The sequence below is a fragment of the Amycolatopsis vastitatis genome, assembly GCF_002234595.1.
GTDB lineage: Bacteria > Actinomycetota > Actinomycetes > Mycobacteriales > Pseudonocardiaceae > Amycolatopsis > Amycolatopsis vastitatis.
On record NZ_NMUL01000074.1, the window covers coordinates 1 to 21,724 of the forward strand.

The window sequence follows — 21,724 nt, forward strand, 5'->3', positions numbered from 1 at the left end:
CACCGCGGCCGCACCCGGCAGCCGTTGTTCCAAGTGGCGCTGGCGTTCCAGAACACCGCTGTGCCGGCCCCGGTACTCCCGGGGTTGCGCGTGGAGGTGCGGCCGTTCACGGTCGACACCGCCAAGTTCGACCTGACCGTGCACATCGCCGACGACACCGATCGGCTCGCCGGATACCTGGAGTACCGCAGTGGCCTGTTCGCCCCGGCGACGGCGGAGCGGCTGGCCCGCCGCCTCGAACGTCTCCTGCGCACGGTCACCGTGAACCCGGACGCGCCCGTCCACCTGCTCGACATCCTCACCGATGAGGAACGCCACCGGCTCGGCGAGGAGTGGAACGGCGCCGGCCGGCCGGCGCGCGGACTGCCGGCCGGATCGTCGATACCGGCGGTGTTCCAGGCCCGAGTACGGCTCGACCCGGACCGGGTCGCGGTGATCTCGGGCGGCGAGCGTCTGTCCTATCAGGACATCAACGATCGCGCCGGCCGGGTCGCGGCGCGGATCCTGGCCACCGGGTCGCGGATCGAGGACCGGGTGGCGGTCCTGATGGACCGCTCGCCCGCGCTCGTCGCTGGCATGCTCGGAGTGCTGGCCGCCGGCGGGGCCTACGTCCCGCTGCACCCGAGCTTCCCGGTCGCGAGAATGCGGGCGGCGCTCGACGAGGTCGACGCCCGGCTGGTCCTGACCGACGACGCCAATGCCTCCCGTGCCCGCGAACTCGGCCGCCCGGTGATCACTGTGGACGGTTCCGGCGGCCCGGTCACCCCGGTTCCGGCCGTGCCCGCGCAGCTGGCGTACGTGATGTTCACCTCCGGGTCGACCGGCGTGCCCAAGGGCGTCGCGGTGACCCACCGGGACGTGCTGGACCTGGTCACGGAGAGCACGTGGCGGGACGGCCACGAGCGGGTCCTCGCGCACTCCACGCACGCGTTCGACGCGTCGACCTACGAGGTGTGGGTTCCGCTGCTGACCGGTGGAAGCGTCGTGCTGGCCCCACCCGGCCCGCTGGACGCGGCGACACTGCGCTCGCTGGTCGACGCTCACCGGGTCACGGCGGCGTTCCTGACCACCGCGCTGTTCTCGTTGCTCGTCGAGCAGGACCCCGGGTGCTTCACCGATCTGCACACCGTGCTGACCGGTGGTGAGCTGATGCCGTTGGAGGCCATGCGCCGGGTCCGTGCTCGGTGTGCGGACGTACGGGTGCTGCACGTGTACGGCCCCACGGAGACCACCACCTTCGCCACCCGATACCGGGTGGACGAGGTGGGCGACCCCGTCCCGATCGGGCAGCCGCTGGACGGCACGCGCTGCCACGTCCTGGACGAGAGCCTCGGGCTCGTGCCGCCCGACGTGGTCGGCGAGCTGTACCTGTCCGGCGCCGGGGTGGCGCGCGGGTACCTCGGGCGGACCGCGCTGACCGCGGAACGGTTCGTCGCCAACCCGTTCGGTGCCGGCAACCGCATGTACCGCACCGGCGACCTGGTCCGCTGGAACACCCACGGCCAGATCGAGTTCGTCGGTCGCGCGGACAGCCAGGTCAAGATCCGCGGATTCCGGATCGAACTCGGCGAGATCCAGCACCGGCTCACCACCCACCCCGACGTCACGCAGGCGACGGTGCTGGTCCGGGAGGACCGGCCGGGTGACCGCCGGCTGGTCGCGTACGTCGTCGGTACGGCCGACGCCGGCCGATTGCGGTCGCACCTCGCGGAGGCGTTGCCGGAGTACATGGTGCCGTCGGCGATCGTGCCGCTGGACGCGCTGCCGTTGACGCCGAACGGGAAGACCGACCTTCGTGCGCTGCCCGCACCCGAACTCACCGGCGGGAACGGGCGGACCGCCCGGTCGCCTCGCGAACAGACGCTCTGCCGCCTGTTCGCCGACGTCCTCGGGACCGCCGAGGTCGGTATCGACGACAACTTCTTCCACCTGGGGGGACATTCACTGCTCGCCGTCCGGCTGGCCGGCCGTGTCCGGACCGAACTCGGTGTCCAGGTCTCGGTGGGCACCCTGTTCGAGGCGCCGACCGTCGCGTCGCTCGCCGAACGGCTGGACTCCACGCCGAAAACCCGGCAACCGGCCGTGCGGGAGCGGCCGGCGGTGGTACCCCTGTCGTACGCGCAGCAACGGTTGTGGTTCCTCAACCGGCTCGAATCGGCCAGCCCCGCGTACAACATCCCGGTCGCGCTCCGCCTCACCGGACCGCTCGACGAGCCCGCGCTGCGGGCGGCCTTCAACGACGTGGTCGACCGGCACGAAGTCCTGCGCACCCTGTATCCGCACGTGGAAGGCACACCCCGCCAGGAAATCCGGACCACCGCGGAACTGGTGGTCCCCGTGGTCCGGGTGACCGACGCGGACCTGATGGATGTCGTCGTCGAGGCGGCTCGTGGTGGATTCGACCTGTCCGCCGAGTTGCCGCTGCGCGCCTGGCTGTTCACGGCGAAGCAGGACGAACACGTGTTGCTGCTCGTGCTGCACCACGTCGCAGGTGACGGCTGGTCGATGCGCCCGCTCCTGCGTGACCTGTCCACCGCTTACGCGGCCCGCAGGAGCGGTGGCGCGCCTGCGTGGCCGGAACTGCCGATGCAATACGCCGACTACGTCGTGGTCCAACTGGCCGAAGACCCCGCCAGGGTCTCGCGGCAGCTCGACTACTGGCGGACCGCCCTCGCCGACGCGCCGGACGTCCTGCCGCTGCCGACCGACCGGCCGCGTCCGCCGGCGCTCAGCGACCGGGGCGGGAGCGTCCACGTCGTCTTGGACCGCGAGATCCACGGGAAGGCCGCCCAGTTGGCGCAGCAGACCGGGTGCACCGTGTTCATGGTGGCCCACGCGACCGTGGCGGTGCTGCTGAACCGGCTCGGCGCGGGGACGGACATCCCGATCGGGACCGTCGTGGCGGGCCGGGACGACGCGGCACTGGCCGACCTGGTCGGGTTCTTCGTCAACACCCTGGTCCTGCGCACGGACCTGGCTGGTGATCCGACGTTCCGGCAAGTGCTCGACCGCGTCCGCAGGAGCGACCGGACCGCGTTGGCCAACCAGGACCTGCCCTTCGACCGGCTGGTGGAGGCGCTCAACCCGCACCGCAGCCTCGCCCACCACCCGTTGTTCCAGGTGGCGCTGGCGTTCCAGAGCAATCTCGACGGCGTGAGCGACCTGCCGGGGCTCGAGGTCGAACCGCTTCGGCTGGACCTGGGCACCGCCAAGTTCGACCTCTCGTTCGAGCTGGTCGAGCGGTACACCGCCGGCGGCGAGCCGGCCGGGATCGACGTGAGCGTCGAGTTCAGCGCGGACCTGTTCGACCGGGCTTCCGCGCACCGCATCGCCGAGCGTTACCGGCTGCTCGTGGCGGACGCCGTGAGCCATCCCGACAAGCCGATCGGGCGGCTGGACATCCTTTCCGGCGACGAACGGAACCGGCTGGCGCTGGTCGGCACCGGCGGTTCGAGCGCCAGCACCGATCAGACCGTTCCGCAGGCGTTTCGGTCCACCGCCACCGCGAACCCGGATCGCACGGCCGTGGTGGACGGAACCACTCGACTGTCCTATCGGGACCTCCGGTCTCGCGTGGACAGCCTGGCGGCCAACCTGCTCTCGGCGGAGATTCGGCCGGAGGACCGGGTGGCGATCCTGATGGAACGCTCGGCGGACGTGGTCGTCGCCGCGCTCGGGACACTTACCGCGGGTGGAGCGTACCTGCCGTTGTACGCGACCGACCCGGACGACCGGCTCGCCCGCGTCCTGGACGGTTCCGGGGCGAAGGTGATCGTGGCGGACCAGGCGAGCGCGCACCGCGCCCGGGCCTTCGGCCGGGACGTCGTCCTGGTCGGCGACAGCGTCGGCGGTGTGTCACCCGAGGTGCCGGTGGTACCGGACCAGTTGGCGTACCTGATGTTCACGTCCGGGTCCACCGGTGTGCCCAAGGGGGTCGCCGTCAGCCACCGGGACATCATGGCGCTGGTCGGCGACAGCGCCTGGCGGACCGGCCACGACCGGGTGTTGGTGCACTCGGCGCATGCGTTCGACGCGTCCACGTACGAGATGTGGGTGGCGTTGCTGTCCGGTGGATGCGTGGTGGTCGCCCCACCGGGTCAATTGGACGTGGCGGGGTTGCGCCGGCTCGTCGACGACCACCGCGTGACGGCGATGTTCGTCACCACAGCGTTGTTCTCGCTGTTCGCGGAGCAGGATCCCACCTGCTTCGCGGGCTTGCACACGGTGTTGACCGGCGGTGAGCTGATGCCGGCGCCGGCCATGCGGCGGGTCCGGGCGGCGTGCCCGGACGTGCGTGTGTTCCACGTGTACGGCCCGACGGAGACCACCACGTTCGCCACCCGCTACCTGGTGGACAAGGCCGGCGACCCGGTCCCCATCGGACAGCCGTTGGACGGCATGCGCTGCCACGTGCTGGATGACAGCCTGTCTCTGTCGCCGCCCGGGGTGCCCGGCGAGCTGTACGTCGCGGGCGCGGGTACCTCACGCGGCTACCTCGGCCAGCCCACGCTCACGGCGGAACGGTTCGTGGCCGACCCGTTCGGCGACGGCGACCGCATGTACCGCACCGGCGACCTGGTCCGCTGGAACACTGACGGCCAGCTGGAGTTCATCGGCCGCACCGACAGCCAGGTCAAGATCCGCGGCTTCCGCATCGAACTGGGCGAGATCGAGAGCCGGATCACCAGCCACCCGGACGTCGCGTGGGCGTTCGCCACGGTCTGGGAGCCGCGGTCGAACGACCGGCAGATCGCCCTGTACGTCGTGGCCACCGAGGGCGCGGACGTCACAGCCGACGAGCTGCGCCGACACGCCATGGCGGCCCTGCCCGCGTACGCGGTCCCCGCGACGATCACGGTCCTCGAACGGTTTCCGTTGAACCGCAACGGAAAGGTGGACAGGACGGCACTGCCCGCGCCACGGCAACCCCGGGCCACGACCTCGGCGGCGACCACGCCCACCGAAGAGATCCTGGCCCGGGTCTTCGCCGAGGTGCTCGATCTGCCGGCGGTCGGGGCCGACGAGGACTTCTTCACGCTGGGCGGGCACTCCCTGCTGGCGGCACGGCTGATCAGCCGGGTACAGGCCACGCTGGGTGCCGAACTGTCCATCCGGGACTTGTTCGAGACACCCACCGTCACCGGCCTCGCCGGTCAGCTGGACCGGCACGAACACCGGCACCCGTTGGCACCGCTGCTCCCGCTGCGACCGTCCGGGAACCAGGCCCCGCTGTTCTGCGTGCACCCCGGGCTCGGGTTCAGCTGGGTCTACTCGGGACTGCTGCGGCACCTGGAACCCGACCGGCCGATGTACGGGTTGCAGGCCCGTACCCTCACCGATCCGACCCGCCGGGCGAGCAGTATCGAGGCGATGGCGCTGGACTACCTCGGCCAGATCCGGGCAGTACAGCCGACGGGGCCGTATCACCTGATCGGCTGGTCGTTCGGTGGCCTCGTCGCTCACGCGATGGCGACCGAGCTGCTCCGGCGCGGTGAGCAGGTCGCGCTGCTGGCGATCCTGGACTCCTTCCCGGTGGCCGAGCCCGACGAGACCCCGATCGACGAGAAGAAAGCGCTCGCGTTGCTGCTGGAAGACCTCGGCCAGCCCGTACCACCGCACCGGCAGGAGACACTCACCCGTGCGGAGGTCGTGGCCGCGTTCCGCGCGACCATGCCCCTGCTGTCGAGCTTCGACGACGAGCACCTCGACAACCTGCTCGACACGTGGATGAACAACATCGACCTCGTTCGCCGGTACGCGCCCGGCAGGTTCGACGGTGACCTGGTGTTCTTCCTGGCGACCCGCGGACGCGCCGCGGATCTCCCGGGGGTCGACGCCTGGACACCGTACGCGCGGAACGTCAGCTGTCACGACGTGGACAGCACCCACGCCGACATGATGCGTCCGGAACCGATCGCCGGCATCGGCACGGTGCTGGCGCGCGAACTCGGGAACGAGGAACGTCCAAGAAACGACTGGGGAGCAAGAAAACATGGGGAATCCGTTCGATGACGAGAACGCACATTTCGTCGTCCTCGTCAACGACGAGGGACAGCATTCACTTTGGCCGACCACCGTGGACGTTCCCAGGGGGTGGCGAACCGTGTTCGGCCCGGCGGGCCGGCGGGAGTGTCAGGACTACGTGACCGAGAACTGGACCGACCTGCGGCCCAGGAGTCTCGTCGACGCACTGAACAGGCAGGAGAACCAGGGGAAATGACGAACACCGACAACGTGACGATCGAGACCGCGAGCGCCGAACTGCCCAGTTTCCCGATGCGCCGGACCAACCCGCTCGACCCGCCACCGCAGTACGCGCGGCTGCGGGACGGCGAGCCGGTGTCGAAGGTGCGACTCCCGGACGGGAGCGTGAGCTGGGTCGTCACCCGGTACGACGACATGCGGACCGTGCTGACCGACCAGCGGTTCAGCGCGGACAGCCGCAAGCCGGGATTCCCGATCCTCATGCCGCACCGGCACCTGATGCAGGACGTGCGCATGATGAACCGGCTGGACCTGCCCGAGCACACCGCATTCCGGCGGATCTTCGTCAAGCCGTTCACCTCGGGCAGCATCAGCGTGATGCGGCCGGACATCCAGCGGTTCGTCGATGAGCTGATCGACGACATGCTCCGCCAGGGTCCGCCGGTGGACCTGGTCCAGGCGTTCTCGCTGCCGGCGCCGGCGAAGGTGATCTGCCAGATGCTGGGGGTGCCGTACGACGACGCTGGCTTCCTGCAACGGTTCAGCAAGGTGCTGACCAACCGCACGACCAACCTCGACGACGTGCAGCAGGCACTGGACACGTTGTTCTCCTACGTCGACGAGGCGCTGCGCCGGCAGGAGAAGAGCCCGACCGACGGCCTGCTGGGCAAGCTGGTGGCGGACAACGCGGTGACCAAGGCGCTCAGCCACGAAGAGCTGGTGTCCACTGTGGTCGTGCTGCTGGTGGACGGCTACGAAACCACGGCCAACATGATCACGCTGGGCACGGTTGCCCTGTTCCAGAATCCCGACCAGCTCGCGGCGCTGCGCGCCGACCCGTCCCTGGGCGCGCCGGCCACCGAGGAACTGCTGCGTTACCTGTCCATCTCGGACATCGGGGTGGCCAGGGTCGCGGTCGAGGACGTCCAGCTGGGCGACGTGACGATCCGTGCCGGCGAGGGTGTGATGACGCTGGTCGCGGCGGCCAACCACGACGAGGCGGCCTTCCCGGGCGGGGCGGGGCTGGACATCAACCGCCACCAGCGGCCGCACCTGACCTTCGGCCACGGCATCCACCAGTGCCTCGGCAAACACCTGGTGACGCTGGAGCTGGAAGTCGTGTACAGCACGCTGTTCCGGCGCATTCCGACGCTGCGGCTGGACGTGGCCACCGAGGACATCCCGTTCAAACACGACGCCGGCCTGTACGGCGTGTGGGAACTACCGGTGACCTGGTGACGGTGCGTACCCGCGAGCGTTGACCACCGACAACCCGATGCGAGGAGCAATGACGCTGATCAGAGCCGGTGGCACCGGCGGGATCTCCGTCCGCACGGCAACTACCGCCCGCCACCCGACCGCGGTGGCCAGGTGCAGAGCCGCCCGGGCCCGCCGCCTGGTGCCACCGATACCAGGACGCCGGGCGGTGGCGTAGTTCAGGTTTGTCGGTCAGCGCCGGGGATTCACCCCGCGCCATCACGGAAATATGGAGAAGAGAAGTGTCCGAACAACCGTCCACGGCTCCGCTCGAACCGGGCGAGGCCGCGAAGACACCGTCATCCCAACGCTGGTGGATCCTTGCTGTCCTGTGCCTCGTGGTCACGGTCGTCGAGGTCGACAGCACGGTGGTGAACGTGGCGTTGCCCACGCTCGCGAACGGTCTCCGAGCGGATGCCAGCGACCTGGCGTGGATCAACGACGCGTACATCCTGACGTTCGCGTCGTTCCAGTTGATCTGGGGCCGGCTCGGGGACCGGTTCGGGCACAAGCGGCTGCTCCAGGTGAGCCTGCTCCTGCTGGGCGCCAGCTCACTGCTGTGCGCCTACGCCACCAGCACCACGGAGCTGATCATCTGGCGGGCGCTGCTCGGCGTCGGCGGGGCCGGTGTGCTGCCGGCCTCGCTGGCGCTGGTGACGCTCTCGTTCGACAAGGCCGAACGGCCGAAGGCGTTCGGCATCTGGAGCGCGATGACCGTTCTCGGCCTGCCGCTCGGCCCGGTCCTGGGCGGATGGCTGCTGGAGCACTTCTGGTGGGGGTCGGTGTTCCTCATCAACGTGCCCCTGGTGGTCATCACGTTGATCGCCGCGCAGGTGCTGATCAGGACCGGGCCCCCCGCGGGCGACGCGGCCGGCCAGGACGTGCCCGGTGTCGTGCTCGCCACCGTCGGTGTCGCCGCGCTGCTGTTCGGCGTGATCGAAGGCCCCCGGCTCGGGTGGGGGTCGGTGTTCGTGCTGGGCGCCTTCGTGGTGGGCGTCGTGCTGCTGGTGGCGTTCTTCCTGCGGCAGAACCGAGCCGAGGCGCCGGTGTTCGACCCGAAGTTGCTGAAGCTGCGGACGTACACCATGGGGTCGCTCGCGAACTCCTTGAGCTTCTTCACCTTCACGGGTGTGATGTTCGTGCTCACCCAGTACCTCCAGGCCGCGCACGGGTACTCCCCGTTGCAGGCGGGCCTGGGGCTCATCCCGCTGGCGCTGCTGTTCACCGGAGCCAGCACGGTCGCAGGCCCGGTGGTCAAATGGATCGACAACCGCGGCGCCGTGGCCGCCGGGCTGGCTTTGATCGGTGCGGGCATGCTGGTCCTGGTGACACTCACGGCGACCAGCGGCTACGCGGTGATCGCGACCAGTCTGGCGCTCATCGGGTTCGGCGCCGGCCTGGCGATCGGCCCGGGCATCGCGATCAGCCTCAGCGAGGTGCCGCCGAAGCTCGCCGGGGTGGCCAGCGCGGCGGGCAGCGCCTTGCGGCAGATCGGTGGCGCGATAGGGGTCGCGGTGCTGGGCTCGATCGTCGTGTCGACCTACGCGTCGGAGCTCCGACCGCACCTGGCAGGCGTTCCCGGGCCAATCGCGAACCAGGCGCAGGAGTCGGTCGCGTCGGCCAGTGCGGCGTTCAGCGCCCTGCCCGGCGACCAGGCGGCTGAACTGACCCGCAGTGCACATGACGCCTACGTGTCCGGCCTGCACGTCACCGCGGTGGTCGCGGCGGCGATCGCGCTGGTGAGCGCAGCGCTGATCTACCTGCGACTGCCCAGGTCGGCCGGGGCCAACGCGGAGGAACTCGTCTGAACTGACGGGTAGGGGTGTCCGGTCCGGCTGGATGGCGTACGTCCGGACCGGACACCCGTGGTCAGCGGCTGTCGCGGACGGCCTCGGCGGCGGTGAGGATGGCGTCGACCTGGAGCCCGGCCGCTTTCTCCAACGGGACCAGTGTCTCGACGCCGTTCTCGTCCGCCGTGTCCGCCCATTCGTCGAACACGGCCAGCAGCCCGCGGTGGGCGGTACGTACCGGCCGCGAATGATTGCCCACCGCGAGCTCACCGTCCAACAGCCGCAGGGCCGTTCCTGCGACGCGGAGCCGCAGCATGTGCACGGTCTGGCGTAGTTCGAACAGGTCCGCGATGCTGGCTTGGACGTCCTGGGTCGTGTCGGCGTGACCGCGCAACGCGGCCGCCAGCCCGTCGGTTGTGGTCCGCAGGTCCGCCGAGGACGTTGCGAAGGGAGACCTGGGCACCCACAGCTGCCGCTCGACGTGGTCGATGTGCTCGCCGATGATCCCGGACACGGTCGCCAGGTCGTCGGCCGCCTCCGTCATGATCTCCGTTGTCGTCCGACCGCAGGCGTCTTGGTTGCAGCTGCGGTCGTCCGACCACATCGGAACCTCGACGACGAGCGAGAACGTGCCGTGCTGTTGGGCGTAATGGAGGCTGGAGGTGCCGAACCGGGCCTCGTGCCCGGCTTGCTTGCCGTCCACGACGTCCCGGACGACGTCGTGCGCCGGAACGTGGAACACCCCGGGCCGGATCCGCCGTGCGCCCGGGATCTCGGGGCCGCCCATGTGCAGTGGTACGCCTCGGCCGACGGGCAGGGCGGCCAGCGCGTCGGCGAGACCGGGCCCGTCGGCGGTGACGTAGTAGTACATGCCGCCGAACTCGCGGTTGTGCAGCGAACACATCATGTCCGGCCGGACGAGGTCGATGGCGCGCATCAGGGCCTGGGTCTCCGGGAGCACCCTGTCGAAGTAGGCTCCGGGATCCAACGCCGGGAACGTCCACTCGGGCTGTTCGGCCATCGGTGGCCGGTAGAAGTGCCGCGCGTAGTTCCGCCGCGTGAACGGACCGGCGTACCAGCCCTCGTTCAACCGCGCGCCGTCCGGGTCGATACATCCGATGCAGTGCCACGTGTAGCCGTACCGCAACTCGGGCACCTCGCAGAGCAGGCGCACCAGATGCGCGACGGTGAGGAAACCGATGGGCTCGTTCGGGTGCGGGCCGGCGAACACCAACGCGTTCCGTTCACCTTGCCCGACCGACAGCATGGTGATCGGATCACCGAGCCGGGACGTCCCGATCCGTTGTCTGTGAACCTGGTCGGGATACGCCTCGGCCAGCGCCACGAGCTGACGGTCCAGCTCGTCGGGGCCGGGGAAACGGCCGGCCGCGGGCACATCGGTCACGGAAGGTCGAACCTCAGTCGCCATCCGTCGATCGTAGCCAGCGGAAAGTAGCGCCCGCCTAACAACGCACGTTCGGGGGTAAGCCTGCTGTCAGCGGCGCAGCACGTCGGAGGTGTGGCGGCCCAGGGCCGCAAAGTGTGCCCCACACGCAGGGGCCAGACCTCCTCAGTAGCCGATGGTGAAGAGGCGCTGCAAGAAACGCGGAAGCTCGACTTCGTCGAGGACGGCGACAGCTGCGGCCTCGGCGGATATGCGACTACGGACCACGTTCGGCCAGAATCCCCTTCAGCAGATCGAGCTGCCACTGCACGTTACCTCTCCGGCGACCAGCCTGGCATACAGGTGGCTGGCCCAGGATTTCGCTGCGATCGGATGGCTCAAGAACCGCCACCGATTCGTCGACTAGCACCCCCGGCAAGAATCGCCCGGCGCCCGGCGGAGCTCGCGATCGTGGCGGCCGACGTCCGAGCGGCGGGAGTGCCTGTCTCGACACCGTCGCCGACGCTCTCGATCCCGCGGCTGCCGCCCGCGGTGGTGGCGTGGGTGGTGGCGGAGTCCGGGGCGGTGGATGTCGTTCGAACTGATCACGGAACTCCGGGGAAGTAAGCGGTGGCGACTCGTATCGTCTTCGGTGGTGGAAACGCTGCATTGTCCGCGCTCATCGGTCCGACCTCTACCGTCCACGTGGGGCTCGACCTGTTCACCGCGGATCCAGTCGACTGTTGGTGGATCAGGACGTACTCGGGCTCGCCGCGATCGCAGTAGTAGGCGCCGACGTAGTCATCGGCCCGCCCGCTCCAAGCGCCGCCGTTTCGCAGCCGGCAACGGGCGCCATCGGCGAGGACAAGGCCCCACGGCTCCGGATCCCCTGGGAGCGGCGCGACCTGCTCGATGGGTACATCGGACGTCGCGGACAGGAGCTTCTTGTCCCAGGGATCCGTTCCACACAGCAGGTTTCTGCGGTCGGGCTTGATCCAGCAGACGTCGGCTCCCGCCGCGCTCGGTGAACAGGACACCATGCTTCTGCTCGTACTGGTTGGCGACGCACTGCACATCTCCACCGGGTTGTCGCTGGCATCGACGGTGAACCCCGGGGCCGGATCGCCGGCCTTGCTTACTCCGGTGACGGTAATGACCTTCGTGGCCGGCGGTTGGGCGAGCGCGGCGAGCGCGCCTTTGATCGTCTCGGTCACCTGGTTCAGCGCGCTCTGGTCGACGGGGAGGTGGATGTGTGAACAGGCCGCGGTGAACGTCGAAGCACCGAGGTAGGCCATCACCGACGGGCCGAACCGGTCCGCCTGCAGATCCTTCAAAGTTACGTAGTCCACCAGCAAATCCGGCCTGCCGAACCCGAGCTTCACGATGGCGTTCTTCACGTGCGCGAAGTCGACCCTGCACGTGTCGCTGCGGCTTGCGGTCTTCGATCCGTCACCAGGAGGCGTTCCCGACGGACCGGACGTCGGATAGCCGTGTGCAGACGGCACCGAGACGATGCCGTCGCTGGACAGCGGGATCGAATACAGCTTCAGGCCGAAGACGCTGCGGTCGACCGTGATGTCGCCGGCGATCTGTGTGAGCTGCACTTCGCTTGGCAACCAGGGTGGCAGGTCACCGCAGTTCTTCGGCAGCGCCTGTCCTTTTTCGTGCCTGGCCAGGCAGTCTCCACCACTGGCGCCGGGAGGGTCCGCGGCTCCGAACACCTTCTGCAGATACTCCTTCCCCTGGGAGAACATCGTTCCACCCCACGGAGATCCCAGGCTCGGGGTGCCCAAAGTGATGATGTAGGGCACGACGGTTGCGAGCGGCGGCTTCGCCGCGGCTCCGTCGGCGAGGGCGTAGCGCGTCACGATCCCGCCCATCGAGTGAGCGACGACGATGACCTTCTTGTCACCGCCTGCCTTTTCGTACTCGGCGGACACTTGTCCGAGGTAGTAAGCCAGGCACGGAGCGATGTGCTCATCCGAGGCCCAGTAGGACGACCAGTGTGAGTAGTCGTAGACGAAGGTCTTGATCCGGTCACCGAACTGGTTTCGCAGCGCTTTGGCCGTGTCCTCCATGGGAGCACCGGTCCAACCGTGCACCAGCACCACGGGGCGGCTGCCGGCCTTCTGCCCATCCGTGACCTTGGTCGACCGGGCAAAGTCGCACCCGCTGGGCGGAGCTGCCGCCGCCGGGCTCGGGCCGGCGACTGGCAGACCGATTGTGGTCGCGGCCACGACTGCGGCGAATACGCGTCGGCAGATCACGACGCCGGCTCCGTGGTGGATACCTTCCACTTCCCGTCGGTTAGGACCAGCGTTACCAGCCACGGCGCCGTCCCGGCGACGTCGGCCTTGACCGTCGCGGTCGTGTCGCCGGTCGGCTTGAAGGTGGCGACTTCGAAGGTCACCCGCACGGCGTTCAACTCGGTGATCGTCGCGGGATCCATCTGCTGGTCCGGGCTGACGGTGACTGCGTTCCGAATTCGGTTCTGGTCTCCACTGGTGAGGTCGGCGGCCAATGACTGGGCGACGGGCTCCGTGAAGGGCTGTGTCGAGGGCGCTCCGGTTTGGGTGCCGGCGGCGCCAGCCGGTGAGGGTGCCCACGGCTGCCACATCCACAGGGCTACCGCACCGGCCACAGCTACGAAGGTGGCGGCGAAGGCGATTAGGACGGGGCGTTTCACGCGAGCAAGGTCGGCGCTCCGCGATCGAGCGTTACGCGGATGCACCGGCGGAAGCCAGACTGTTTAGCGGTCGTGACCAGAGTCCTTGACCTGGATCGGTGAGTACGTACCATTGCGGCCAGCTGTCGTGACCGAACCGCGGCCCTTGCCTTCCGCGGGGTCGCGCAGCTGCGCGACCCCGGCACCGACGCCGTTCACATCCTCCCGCAGTGTGCGAGCTGCTGGTCCCACGTCACAACAATCGGCCAAGCCGACTTGGAACCCGACCGCCCCTACGGAATGAACCCAATGAACCGGCTGATCGCCACGCTGCTTGCTCCGAACGGGCGATACCCTGCTGAAGATCCACTTGCCGTCACCTGTGCGGGGCACCCATCAGCACAAACACGTCAGTTGGATACTCAAAAGGATCTTCGTTGAAGATCGGCAACGTCAGCCGTGCACAGGTCCCGCATTCGCCCTGGTCAGAGCCCTCGCCGACCAGGTAGGGTCCCGACCGACCTCACGCCGAAGGGCGTATAGAAACGAGCAACGCGTCTTCGACGGCGACCGTGAGCTCACGGAATGTCCCGACCGACCTCACGCCGAAGGGGGTATAGAGGCACCACGCCATCGCGGACGAGCTGATCGAGCGCGTCCCGACCGACGTCCCGACCGCGCCCGGACGGCACCGGCGATACCCGCAAGGATGGCGCTGAACGCTCCAGCGGTCGCGGCGTAAGGACTCACGATCGCTACGAGTCCGAGGATGGTGGCCAGGGAAGCAACGAACGTTGTAGCGGTTCCGGGGGTATGGCCGGAGGCAGGGGGGGCGGTAACTGCGGCGCCGATCGTGCCTGTCCGCAAGCGGGAACGCCAACGCACGAAAGGCGGAAAAGTGCGTCGGCACATGCAGCGGAGAATCCGCTGCGGGGGCCGGTCGGTGAACCATGACACTTGACGTTGCCGGCCAAGATCAGTGCGGCCACGCCGCGCGTGCCCATGCTGGCCCGGCTAACCTGCGTCTCGGGCGTGGCGTCGGCAGGCAGCGGCCGTAGGCATTGAGGGGGGAGTAGACGTGACGGCGGACGTGCAGCTGTGGGGCTTTGAACCGCGTAGAAGTCACTAATGACGACGCAGGCGAGGGGCAGTGGCCGCGCCCGCGGACGCAATGCACCGCCGACCTCGACCACACCGGCGCTCCGTTGCCGCAGCGCCCCGAGTCACGCCGCAACCGTGGCTGGCCGCCAGCGGACCGGGCACGCGAGGTGGTGGCTGGGATCCGTGGAAATTCGACAGCCACCGAGCTGGGCGCATGCGCACCGAGGACCTGTGCCAGCTGTGCGGAACTCTGCGGACGGACGTCGTCTACGTGCTGGCCTCGGTCGATCAGGTCAACACGATGGTGGAGATGTACGGCGGTGCCGTGTGCTCGCTGCGGTGCGGGCGGCTGACTGCCGCGGTGTGCCCGCACTACACCGAGGCCGGCTCACCGATCGCGATCTACGCCGTCCCGCGGCACGATCGTGTCGACCTGGTTGGCTGCGACCTGGACAACGATGACGAGTACGACGTCGAGGGCCTTGACCCCGTATGCGTGTTGACGACCTGCTGAAGTCGGCGCCACCGCCCGCCCTTTGCTGGCGCGAATACCCCAATCGACGAGCCGGGTAGCCGTGGCGACCACGTTGCTGCGCCTGCGGCTACGCAACGTAGGCCTGACCGACCTCACGGCATGCACCGCCGCGATCGGCCAGCGCACTCGCAGACCTTCAGGGCGTCCTGCTGGTGCGCACGACTCTCGACGCGCAGGGTATTCAATTCGTCGCGTGGCGAGGTGAGCAGGCGATGCTGCCGGCTGTCGGACTGGTGCTGGCCGGTGACCAGGTCGCCGGCACGGGCTCCGAGTCGGCTCCGCCGTCCTGGGCCAGCGAGGCCAGCTTCGGGCCTTCTCGGGGACGGTGAAGCTCGGCTGGTCGGTGCGGCGGAGGTCGCAGACGCGCGGGACTCGGTGCCGTTGATTGTGATGTGGCCAGGCCGCCGGGCTCGACGCTCAGCTGCGCAGTCGGAACGGTGGCGTGTGGCCGGATGCAGGACCAATTGACGTATGTGTATAACGCCATACATGATCGTCATGGAGTCCGCGTGATCAAACTGAGTGATCTTGGGAGGCGGAGTGCATGGAGCCGGCCATCGGGTATGCGGTGGCCACCGGCAAGGTGGACATCACGCCGCGACCCGGTATCGTGCTGGCCGGCTATGGGCTGGATGCGCCGCGGATCGCGGCGGGGACGTGCTCGCCGCTGACGGTTCGGTGCACGGTGTTGTGGGTGGCCGGTACTGCGTGTGTGCTGGTGACGGCTGATCTGCTCGGGTTCCCGCGCCCGCTTCACCAGAGGATCCGTGCGGCGGTGGTCAGACTGGGTGTGCGTTCTGAGGATTTCGTGTTGACGGCAATGCATACGCACAACGGGCCGGTCGTGAACGCGGACGTCACGGCCTACACGCTGTACAACATCACCTCTGCGGATCAGCTGGAGCGCATCGCCGCGGACGTGGGAGGGGAGGCGGTGATGACCGTGACGGCGACCGTGATCGTCGGGGCGACGAGCCTGTTCAGCTTCCTGAGCTTGCTGGCCACCCTCGTGTTCCTGTGGAAGGTCTACCAGCACGGCGGGCGCAATGACCTCACCGCCGCCGCCCGGGCACTTCACGAAGCCCGCCGGCACCAGCCCCTGGCCCGTGAACGGCAGCGCACCGGGGACCAGCTGCACTGACCACTCCCGCAGCCCGGATCTCCTCGAGGCCGCTGGCCTGGCGAAGCCTCGGCCGGGTGAACAGGGGAGCGGTTCAGCGCGCCGGCGCAACGGAGGGGCCACTCTGGTCTTCGTCGCGCAGGAGCGCACGCAGGGGCCGAGCGGTTCACCACGGATGGATGCGGCGACCGTCGGTGAAACGCCTGTTGGCTGATCGCACGAAGATCCAGGTCCGCATCCCTACCGCGAACCGATCCGGCTCAATGGCCGGACCGCTGGCTTGAGCGAGCGCTCACTCGGCACCTTTGCGTCTGCGGGGTGAGCAGGCATAGCGGTAGTGGCTGCCTGTCAGGAAGGTGAACGCGGGGAATTGCAGGTTTTGGCTAGTCGAACGGACCGTCCATGAACGGTACGACCGAACTTTCTCGCGGTGATCTTGGAGATGTACTGAGTGCAATCGCTCGGCGTGTTCGCCCCGAGCAACCTTCCTGGATCACTCACTCGATCGTGGGTTTCGTAATTACACGCAGTATGCAAATGTGTCGCACTGTCCATCAGTGCTCGATCGGGTGATAGTTCAATATGGGGTAGAGGCAACTGTGCGGAGACTTCCCGTCGTCTAAAACGACCGCTCAGCGCAACAAATGCAGGCTATCTGGACTGACCCGTGCGGTCTGCGGCAGCCTCGCAGGGTGGTTCCGGTAGACCAGTGGCTCCTCGTCGCGTCGATCGCCCACGCACCATCGCTGGCACTGGATCATGAGGGCGGAAAGTGAAACGAACTCACCGTTGGGGACCGGTGCTGCCATCGACTCGTGCACCGGCCGGAATGCTGCTGGCAGACTGCACGCCGTCCCAGCTCGAAATCCGCTCGATCGTCGGGATGGGGCGAGCGAACTCGACCACATTGACCGAGCTGACCGCCTACTTCCCGCGTCGTCATGACGACGCCATCCGGAAGCGAGTACTGCGGATCGCCGAGGGTGAGAGCGGTGTCCTGACCCTGGTCGGCGGCCCGAAGTCGGGGAAGAAACGGGCTCTGTGGGAGGCCATCCGTTCCAGTCGACCAGGAATGCTCTCGCCGCTGCTCGAAGGATGGTGGATCTGGCCCGGAACCAGCCCCAGTGATCCTCAGTCCTTGCTTGAGCAGGTAGGCGAGCTGCCGCCCAAAGCTGTGCTGTGGTTGCCAAACGCTGGACGCTACCTGTTTGATCACGGGAGTGAGCTCGGTGAGCGAGTGGCTCGAACGTTGCGCGACCTTGTCTACGACGGACAGCGTAAGCCGATAATGATCCTCATGACGCTGCGTCCGAAGGACCTGCACGCGCTGAACACGGCTCCTGCGGCTGGCCAGCCGGGCTCCTACATTCATATACCTCAGCTACTGGCCGGAAGCGTGATCACGGTGCCCGAGCATTTCACCGAGGTCGAAATTTCGGCGGCTAGCGCGTCGGAGGATCCGCGCATCGTGGAAGCCGCCCAGCGTAGTGCCGACGGCTACCTGACCCAGTACTTGGTTGAAGCGCCCGACTTTCAGGCCCGATTTTCCATGGCTAGCCCGACGGCTCGAGCGATCATGCAATGTATCATCGACGCCCGAGGCATCGGTCACGGTCAATGGATGCGCGAGGCGTTGCTGGAGAACGGCGCCAATGGTTACCTGCCCGAATGGGAGCTTGCCCGGCTGAGCGAAAACTGGTTCGAAGCGGCGCTCGATGAGCTCACAGCGTGCGACGCCGGGGAGACCGGAATGCTGCTGGTGCGCACACCCGTCGACCCTGGCGGCAGCAGGAGAGAGCGGCTGTTGCGCCTTAACGACTACCTCGAGTGTCAGTACGTGACCGAGGCCGGACATCCGCGCCTCCCCGCGCAGCATCTCTGGCCGTTGCTGTACACCTACGCCCATTCGGAGAGTCTGATCGATCTGGGCTGTGAATGCCGAAGGCGTGGTCTGTTCCGGGAGGCGGCGGAATTTTTTCTGCGGGTGCGTGATGGCGACGGTGCGACCGCGCGCCGAGAGCTTGCAAGCATGATGCACCAGGCGGGCCGCACAGACGAAGCACTCGAACTATACCGCGCTGCAGCTCGCCACCACAGCGACGCCGCCGTGCTTGCCGGCGGAAAAATACTGTTGGAGGCAGGACGCCCCGAAGCGGCGATCGAATGGCTGAGTCAGTCCAAAGCTCCAGGCAACAGTGAATCTTTGAAGCTTATGGCGATCGCTTACGTGGAAGCTGACCAGCACCAACAGGCGGTCGAGGTCTATCGACGGCTTGCCAAGATGGGGGACGCCAACGCGGCCGTCGTCGCGGCCGAGATGATCGCCGAGGATGGCGGTTACGAGAAGGCAGTGAACTACCTTGCGGTGTTGCGCAAGGCCACGGGACTCAACACCTTGTCTGGAATCGCCGACCTTCTCACCGAGTACGTCAATGCTGCGGAAGCAGTCCGATGGCTCAAAGAGCACGCCGATGCCGGCGATGCCGACTCCTACCTAGTCGGCTCTGTTGTGCTCGCCAATCTCGGAGAGATCGAGAAGGCGTTGACCTGGTGTGACAAGGCAGTAGATGCGGGCGTTACCGGGGCAACGACCCACGCAGCGAAGATCTACGCGCAGGCCGGGTTGGTCGATACGGCATTGGTGCACGCGCAGGTCGCCGCACGCTGCGGTGCGCCGGTGGCTCTGGCTGAGGTCGGCCACGTCCACGTTGAGCGTGGTCTGCGACGCCGAGCCATGGACTGCTTCGCCGGAGCCGCAACCAGAGGGCACGACGAGTCGTGGGTGCTGGCCGCAGAGCAGGCCGCGTACTTGGGGGAGATCGCCGATGCCGCCTCCTGCTACCGTCGCGCGCGAGCCGCAGCGACACCAGCGGCAGCGGCACGAATCGCCGTCGCACTGTGCCACCAAGAAATGGTGCACGAGGCTCTCAGGTGGTACATCGGGGCTGTCGACGTTGCCAGCGCTGATGTCCTGGTGCCCCTCGCGGAGTTTCTGGAGGGTGACGCCGCTGGAGTTGTTGTCGATGCCTATGCAACGCGCCAGTGCGTCGATCGGGGAACGGCGATGCAGTGGATCGGTGAAGGTCTTGCGTTGATCGCTAAGAAGAACGCAGCATCGAACGCGTCGTGGCAGCAGCGAATCAATACCTCCAAATGCATTGGGCAGCCACCCGTCGGCGAGTCGGGCGGCGCTGTCTACTGGTTTGAGCAGGCAGCATGTAACGGCTACCCCGCCGCGCGCCTGCGTGCGGCGGAGCTGCTGCTGGAGTTTGATCGCACCCATGAGGCGCTGGCTTTGTTGAAGGAAGTGCGTTCGACGGGCCTGTTGCGCAAAACAGACCCACGGTTGCTTGTCGCATTGATTCGCGAGAAGGAGTTCGACGAGGCGCTTGCCGTGATCGAGATGGAGATTGATCTGGGTGAGACTGCGCTCGTGGGGCAGGTAGTGACGGCGCTGTTCCGGGCTGAGCGCTCGAAGGATGCCACGCGTCTGCTTGAGCGCGCTGTTGCGGCAGGAGATGTCTCTGCTCGGGTGATTTTGGCTGATCGGCAAGCACGGAAGAAGCGGTACGACGCTGCACTGCGGCACTACCTTGTCGCGTACTGTCACGGACGGGAGGACGTGCTGGAGAAGATAGAGCGCATCCTGACAGTCAACGGCGACTTCACCGTGCTTGAAGACCTGCGCCGCTACGGTGTGACAGTGAAGGGCGAGCCGAATCTTCCGTGGACTCTAGAGGATGTGGCAGGCGGACTCGACGTCGGCGTTGCGGACATGAAGAGCGACTACGCTCCTCGATAAGGACTTCGGTGTGGCCCGTCCGGCTTGCGTCGGCGCGCTGACTACCGCAAGGCAGGCGATTCAGTAGTCTGTCAGGCCATCGTGGATCAGCGTTACTCGGTGTCGGCCCTGCTATAGGCGACTCCGCCACGCGTAGCGAAGCTGACGGAGCGCGGCGCCCGCCGCGGATTGAGAATTCGAATTCGGCTTGAGCTCGGGTGCCCGGGATGTCGGCTCCCATGTCCGCCTGCCGTGCTCTCGGATCCCGGTAGGCGTACGCGTGAGCGCGAAACTGAGGTAGTCACAGGAGTCCCGCTTGGTGCAGCTTCAACAGTCCTCCGGCGATGCCCGGAGCCAGGGCCGATCAGGAACATCCGCAGAACCGGCACGCCGGCGTGGGTCGGCACCAGGTTCTGGGACGGTGGCCCGCCTGCGGACCCGTTCTGGGTGTGCCAGTGCGTCCCGACCGCGTATTCGATGGCAGTGGGCATCCCGCATCCCTCCTCCGCCAAGGCGAATCTGCGGCCAGTGTGACGGCGCCGGCCGCAGAACTCCACACCCGGCGGATCAACGCGCCAGTTTCTCGGCTGGCGTGTGGGCTTCTTGCAGCAGGAATCCACGTAGCTGCGGGGAAGGTTCGGTGAGCGTTTCGCCCGTGGCGGCCACCGTCGTCTCCGGCTCCTCGGACACGGGGAGTCAGCGGCTGGCATCAGCTCTCTTCATTGATTCTACGCATCGAGTCGTGAATAGAAGGAAACCCCCTGGAATACTCCAGATTCGTTAGCAGGGCTTCATGATATGCTTGATCGCCCAATCCTTCTAGTTTACCGCCTGCAAGTAGTTTAGCGTTCGCCATGCCGACTGCTGCGCAAAAGGTAACTCCATTGAGACTTAGGCGATCGCCAAAGATTGCGCCATTAAACCAAGCGTCGCCATTGAATGTTGCCCCGGTAAACGCAATACCTTTGCGTGCCGTGATGCCATCGAATCTGGCGGCGAGCGTGATCGTTACGCCATTGAATCTTGCGTCATCACAGAATTCCACGCCCCCAAACCAAGCGGTACCCTTGAACGTAGCCCAATCGAACCCGGCACTTCCGGAGAAAGTTGCGTCATAGAATTTAGCGTCGCGCTCAAACGTTGCCCAGGTGAACGACGCGGGTTCGGAAAATGTCGCTCTTTGGAAATTTGCACCCTGAGGAAATGCGGCCCAGTAAAAGCTGGCTTCTCCATTGAATGTGGCCCCCTCGAAGTCGGCTAACCCAGCAAAGGTGGCGTCGCTAAAGGTGGCATCTTTTTGAAACTGTGCCCGAGCGAACTCTGCGCGACGTGGAATGGTTACTGCATCGAAGCACGCCTCGCCGGCAAAGAATACGTCTCGAAATGCTGCATCAGCAGAGAATGCAGTGTAGTTAAATTTGACACGCCCCCCGAAGCTTGCACCGTCAAACATGGCATTACCGTAAAACTTGGCTCCATCAAATTCTGCAGAATCAAGAAAAAGGGCACCTGAAAAGTTTGCATCACCGTGAAAAACGGTGCTCGTAAAGTCTGCCCGCGGCATCTCGCAATCACTAAAATCAGACTCGACAAGCACGGCATTCCGGAGGTCGATGCCTTCGATTCGCCAGAAGTTCAACGGTGTATCCGGCTCGTCTTTGGGAGAGTGTAGATGTCTTCGAAGGATTTGCTGAGCGGTGCGACGGACATCCATTTCTAAGTGTCGGGCAGCAGTCATCTCGTCGCTGTTCGTCGATGAATTGGAATCTGATTCGAACCATGGGCTCCTGGACCTCCTCCACACATCCAATCGAAGCCGTCCGTCGAAACTAGTTTCGTGAATCTTTTTCGCTAGAGTGGGCGGCGAATATGGTGCACGTAAGTACG

At 66.8% G+C, this 21,724-nt stretch carries 11 protein-coding genes; 7 read left to right on the forward strand and 4 right to left on the reverse strand.

Features of this window, described 5'->3' with window-relative positions:
• The 4 genes from CF165_RS45950 to CF165_RS45965 form a co-directional block, all read left to right on the forward strand.
• The coding region (locus CF165_RS45950) for a non-ribosomal peptide synthetase (RefSeq protein ID WP_143268848.1) at positions 1-6,012 on the forward strand (6,012 nt) is incomplete at its 5' end.
• Positions 5,993-6,220, forward strand: a complete 228-nt coding sequence (locus CF165_RS45955) for an MbtH family protein (protein WP_093953921.1) — start codon at positions 5,993-5,995, stop codon at positions 6,218-6,220. The genes CF165_RS45950 and CF165_RS45955, both read left to right, overlap by 20 nt.
• The gene (locus CF165_RS45960) at positions 6,217-7,443 is read left to right on the forward strand and encodes a cytochrome P450 (protein ID WP_093953922.1); all 1,227 of its coding nucleotides are present in this window, start codon (positions 6,217-6,219) and stop codon (positions 7,441-7,443) included. The genes CF165_RS45955 and CF165_RS45960 overlap by 4 nt, the downstream gene beginning before the upstream one ends.
• Before the next feature lie 260 nt (positions 7,444-7,703).
• Positions 7,704-9,269, forward strand: a complete 1,566-nt coding sequence (locus tag CF165_RS45965; RefSeq protein ID WP_158226931.1) for an MFS transporter — start codon at positions 7,704-7,706, stop codon at positions 9,267-9,269.
• 61 nt (positions 9,270-9,330) lie between these two features.
• On the opposite strand, the gene CF165_RS45970 is transcribed toward CF165_RS45965, so the two are convergent.
• The 3 genes from CF165_RS45970 to CF165_RS50820 all read right to left on the reverse strand — a co-directional run bounded on the left by CF165_RS45970 (position 9,331) and on the right by CF165_RS50820 (position 13,321).
• Entirely contained in the window at positions 9,331-10,656 is a 1,326-nt protein-coding gene (locus CF165_RS45970; protein WP_158226932.1) for a M14 family zinc carboxypeptidase, read from the reverse strand.
• 584 nt (positions 10,657-11,240) lie between these two features.
• A complete protein-coding gene (locus tag CF165_RS45975; RefSeq protein ID WP_338023711.1) occupies positions 11,241-12,965 on the reverse strand; it encodes an esterase/lipase family protein in 1,725 nt (574 codons plus the stop codon).
• Positions 12,899-13,321, reverse strand: a complete 423-nt coding sequence (locus CF165_RS50820) for a hypothetical protein (protein WP_143268850.1) — start codon at positions 13,319-13,321, stop codon at positions 12,899-12,901. Before CF165_RS50820 ends, CF165_RS45975 begins: the two co-directional genes overlap by 67 nt.
• Before the next feature lie 1,294 nt (positions 13,322-14,615).
• On the opposite strand from CF165_RS50820, the gene CF165_RS45985 reads away from it, so the two are divergent.
• The 3 genes from CF165_RS45985 to CF165_RS45995 all read left to right on the forward strand — a co-directional run bounded on the left by CF165_RS45985 (position 14,616) and on the right by CF165_RS45995 (position 19,858).
• Positions 14,616-14,915, forward strand: a complete 300-nt coding sequence (locus CF165_RS45985; protein WP_093953927.1) for a hypothetical protein — start codon at positions 14,616-14,618, stop codon at positions 14,913-14,915.
• Positions 14,916-15,480: 565 nt separating this feature from the next.
• Complete coding sequence (locus CF165_RS45990) at positions 15,481-16,077, forward strand: hypothetical protein (protein ID WP_093953928.1); 597 nt, start codon at positions 15,481-15,483, stop codon at positions 16,075-16,077.
• An 808-nt stretch (positions 16,078-16,885) separates the two neighbouring features.
• Complete coding sequence (locus tag CF165_RS45995) at positions 16,886-19,858, forward strand: tetratricopeptide repeat protein (RefSeq protein WP_093953929.1); 2,973 nt, start codon at positions 16,886-16,888, stop codon at positions 19,856-19,858.
• Positions 19,859-20,546: 688 nt separating this feature from the next.
• On the opposite strand, the gene CF165_RS46000 is transcribed toward CF165_RS45995, so the two are convergent.
• A partial coding sequence (locus tag CF165_RS46000; RefSeq protein ID WP_205661184.1) for a pentapeptide repeat-containing protein occupies positions 20,547-21,724 on the reverse strand: 1,178 nt, incomplete at its 5' end.

Excerpts from the sequence above, each read along its gene's own strand:
- CF165_RS45955 (WP_093953921.1), top strand. The coding sequence starts at position 5,993 with ATGGGGAATCCGTTCGATGACGAGAACGCACATTTCGTCGTCCTCGTC.
- CF165_RS45960 (WP_093953922.1), top strand. The coding sequence starts at position 6,217 with ATGACGAACACCGACAACGTGACGATCGAGACCGCGAGCGCCGAACTG.
- CF165_RS45985 (WP_093953927.1), top strand. The coding sequence starts at position 14,616 with ATGCGCACCGAGGACCTGTGCCAGCTGTGCGGAACTCTGCGGACGGAC.
- CF165_RS45990 (WP_093953928.1), top strand. The coding sequence starts at position 15,481 with ATGGAGCCGGCCATCGGGTATGCGGTGGCCACCGGCAAGGTGGACATC.
- CF165_RS45995 (WP_093953929.1), top strand. The coding sequence starts at position 16,886 with ATGCTGCTGGCAGACTGCACGCCGTCCCAGCTCGAAATCCGCTCGATC.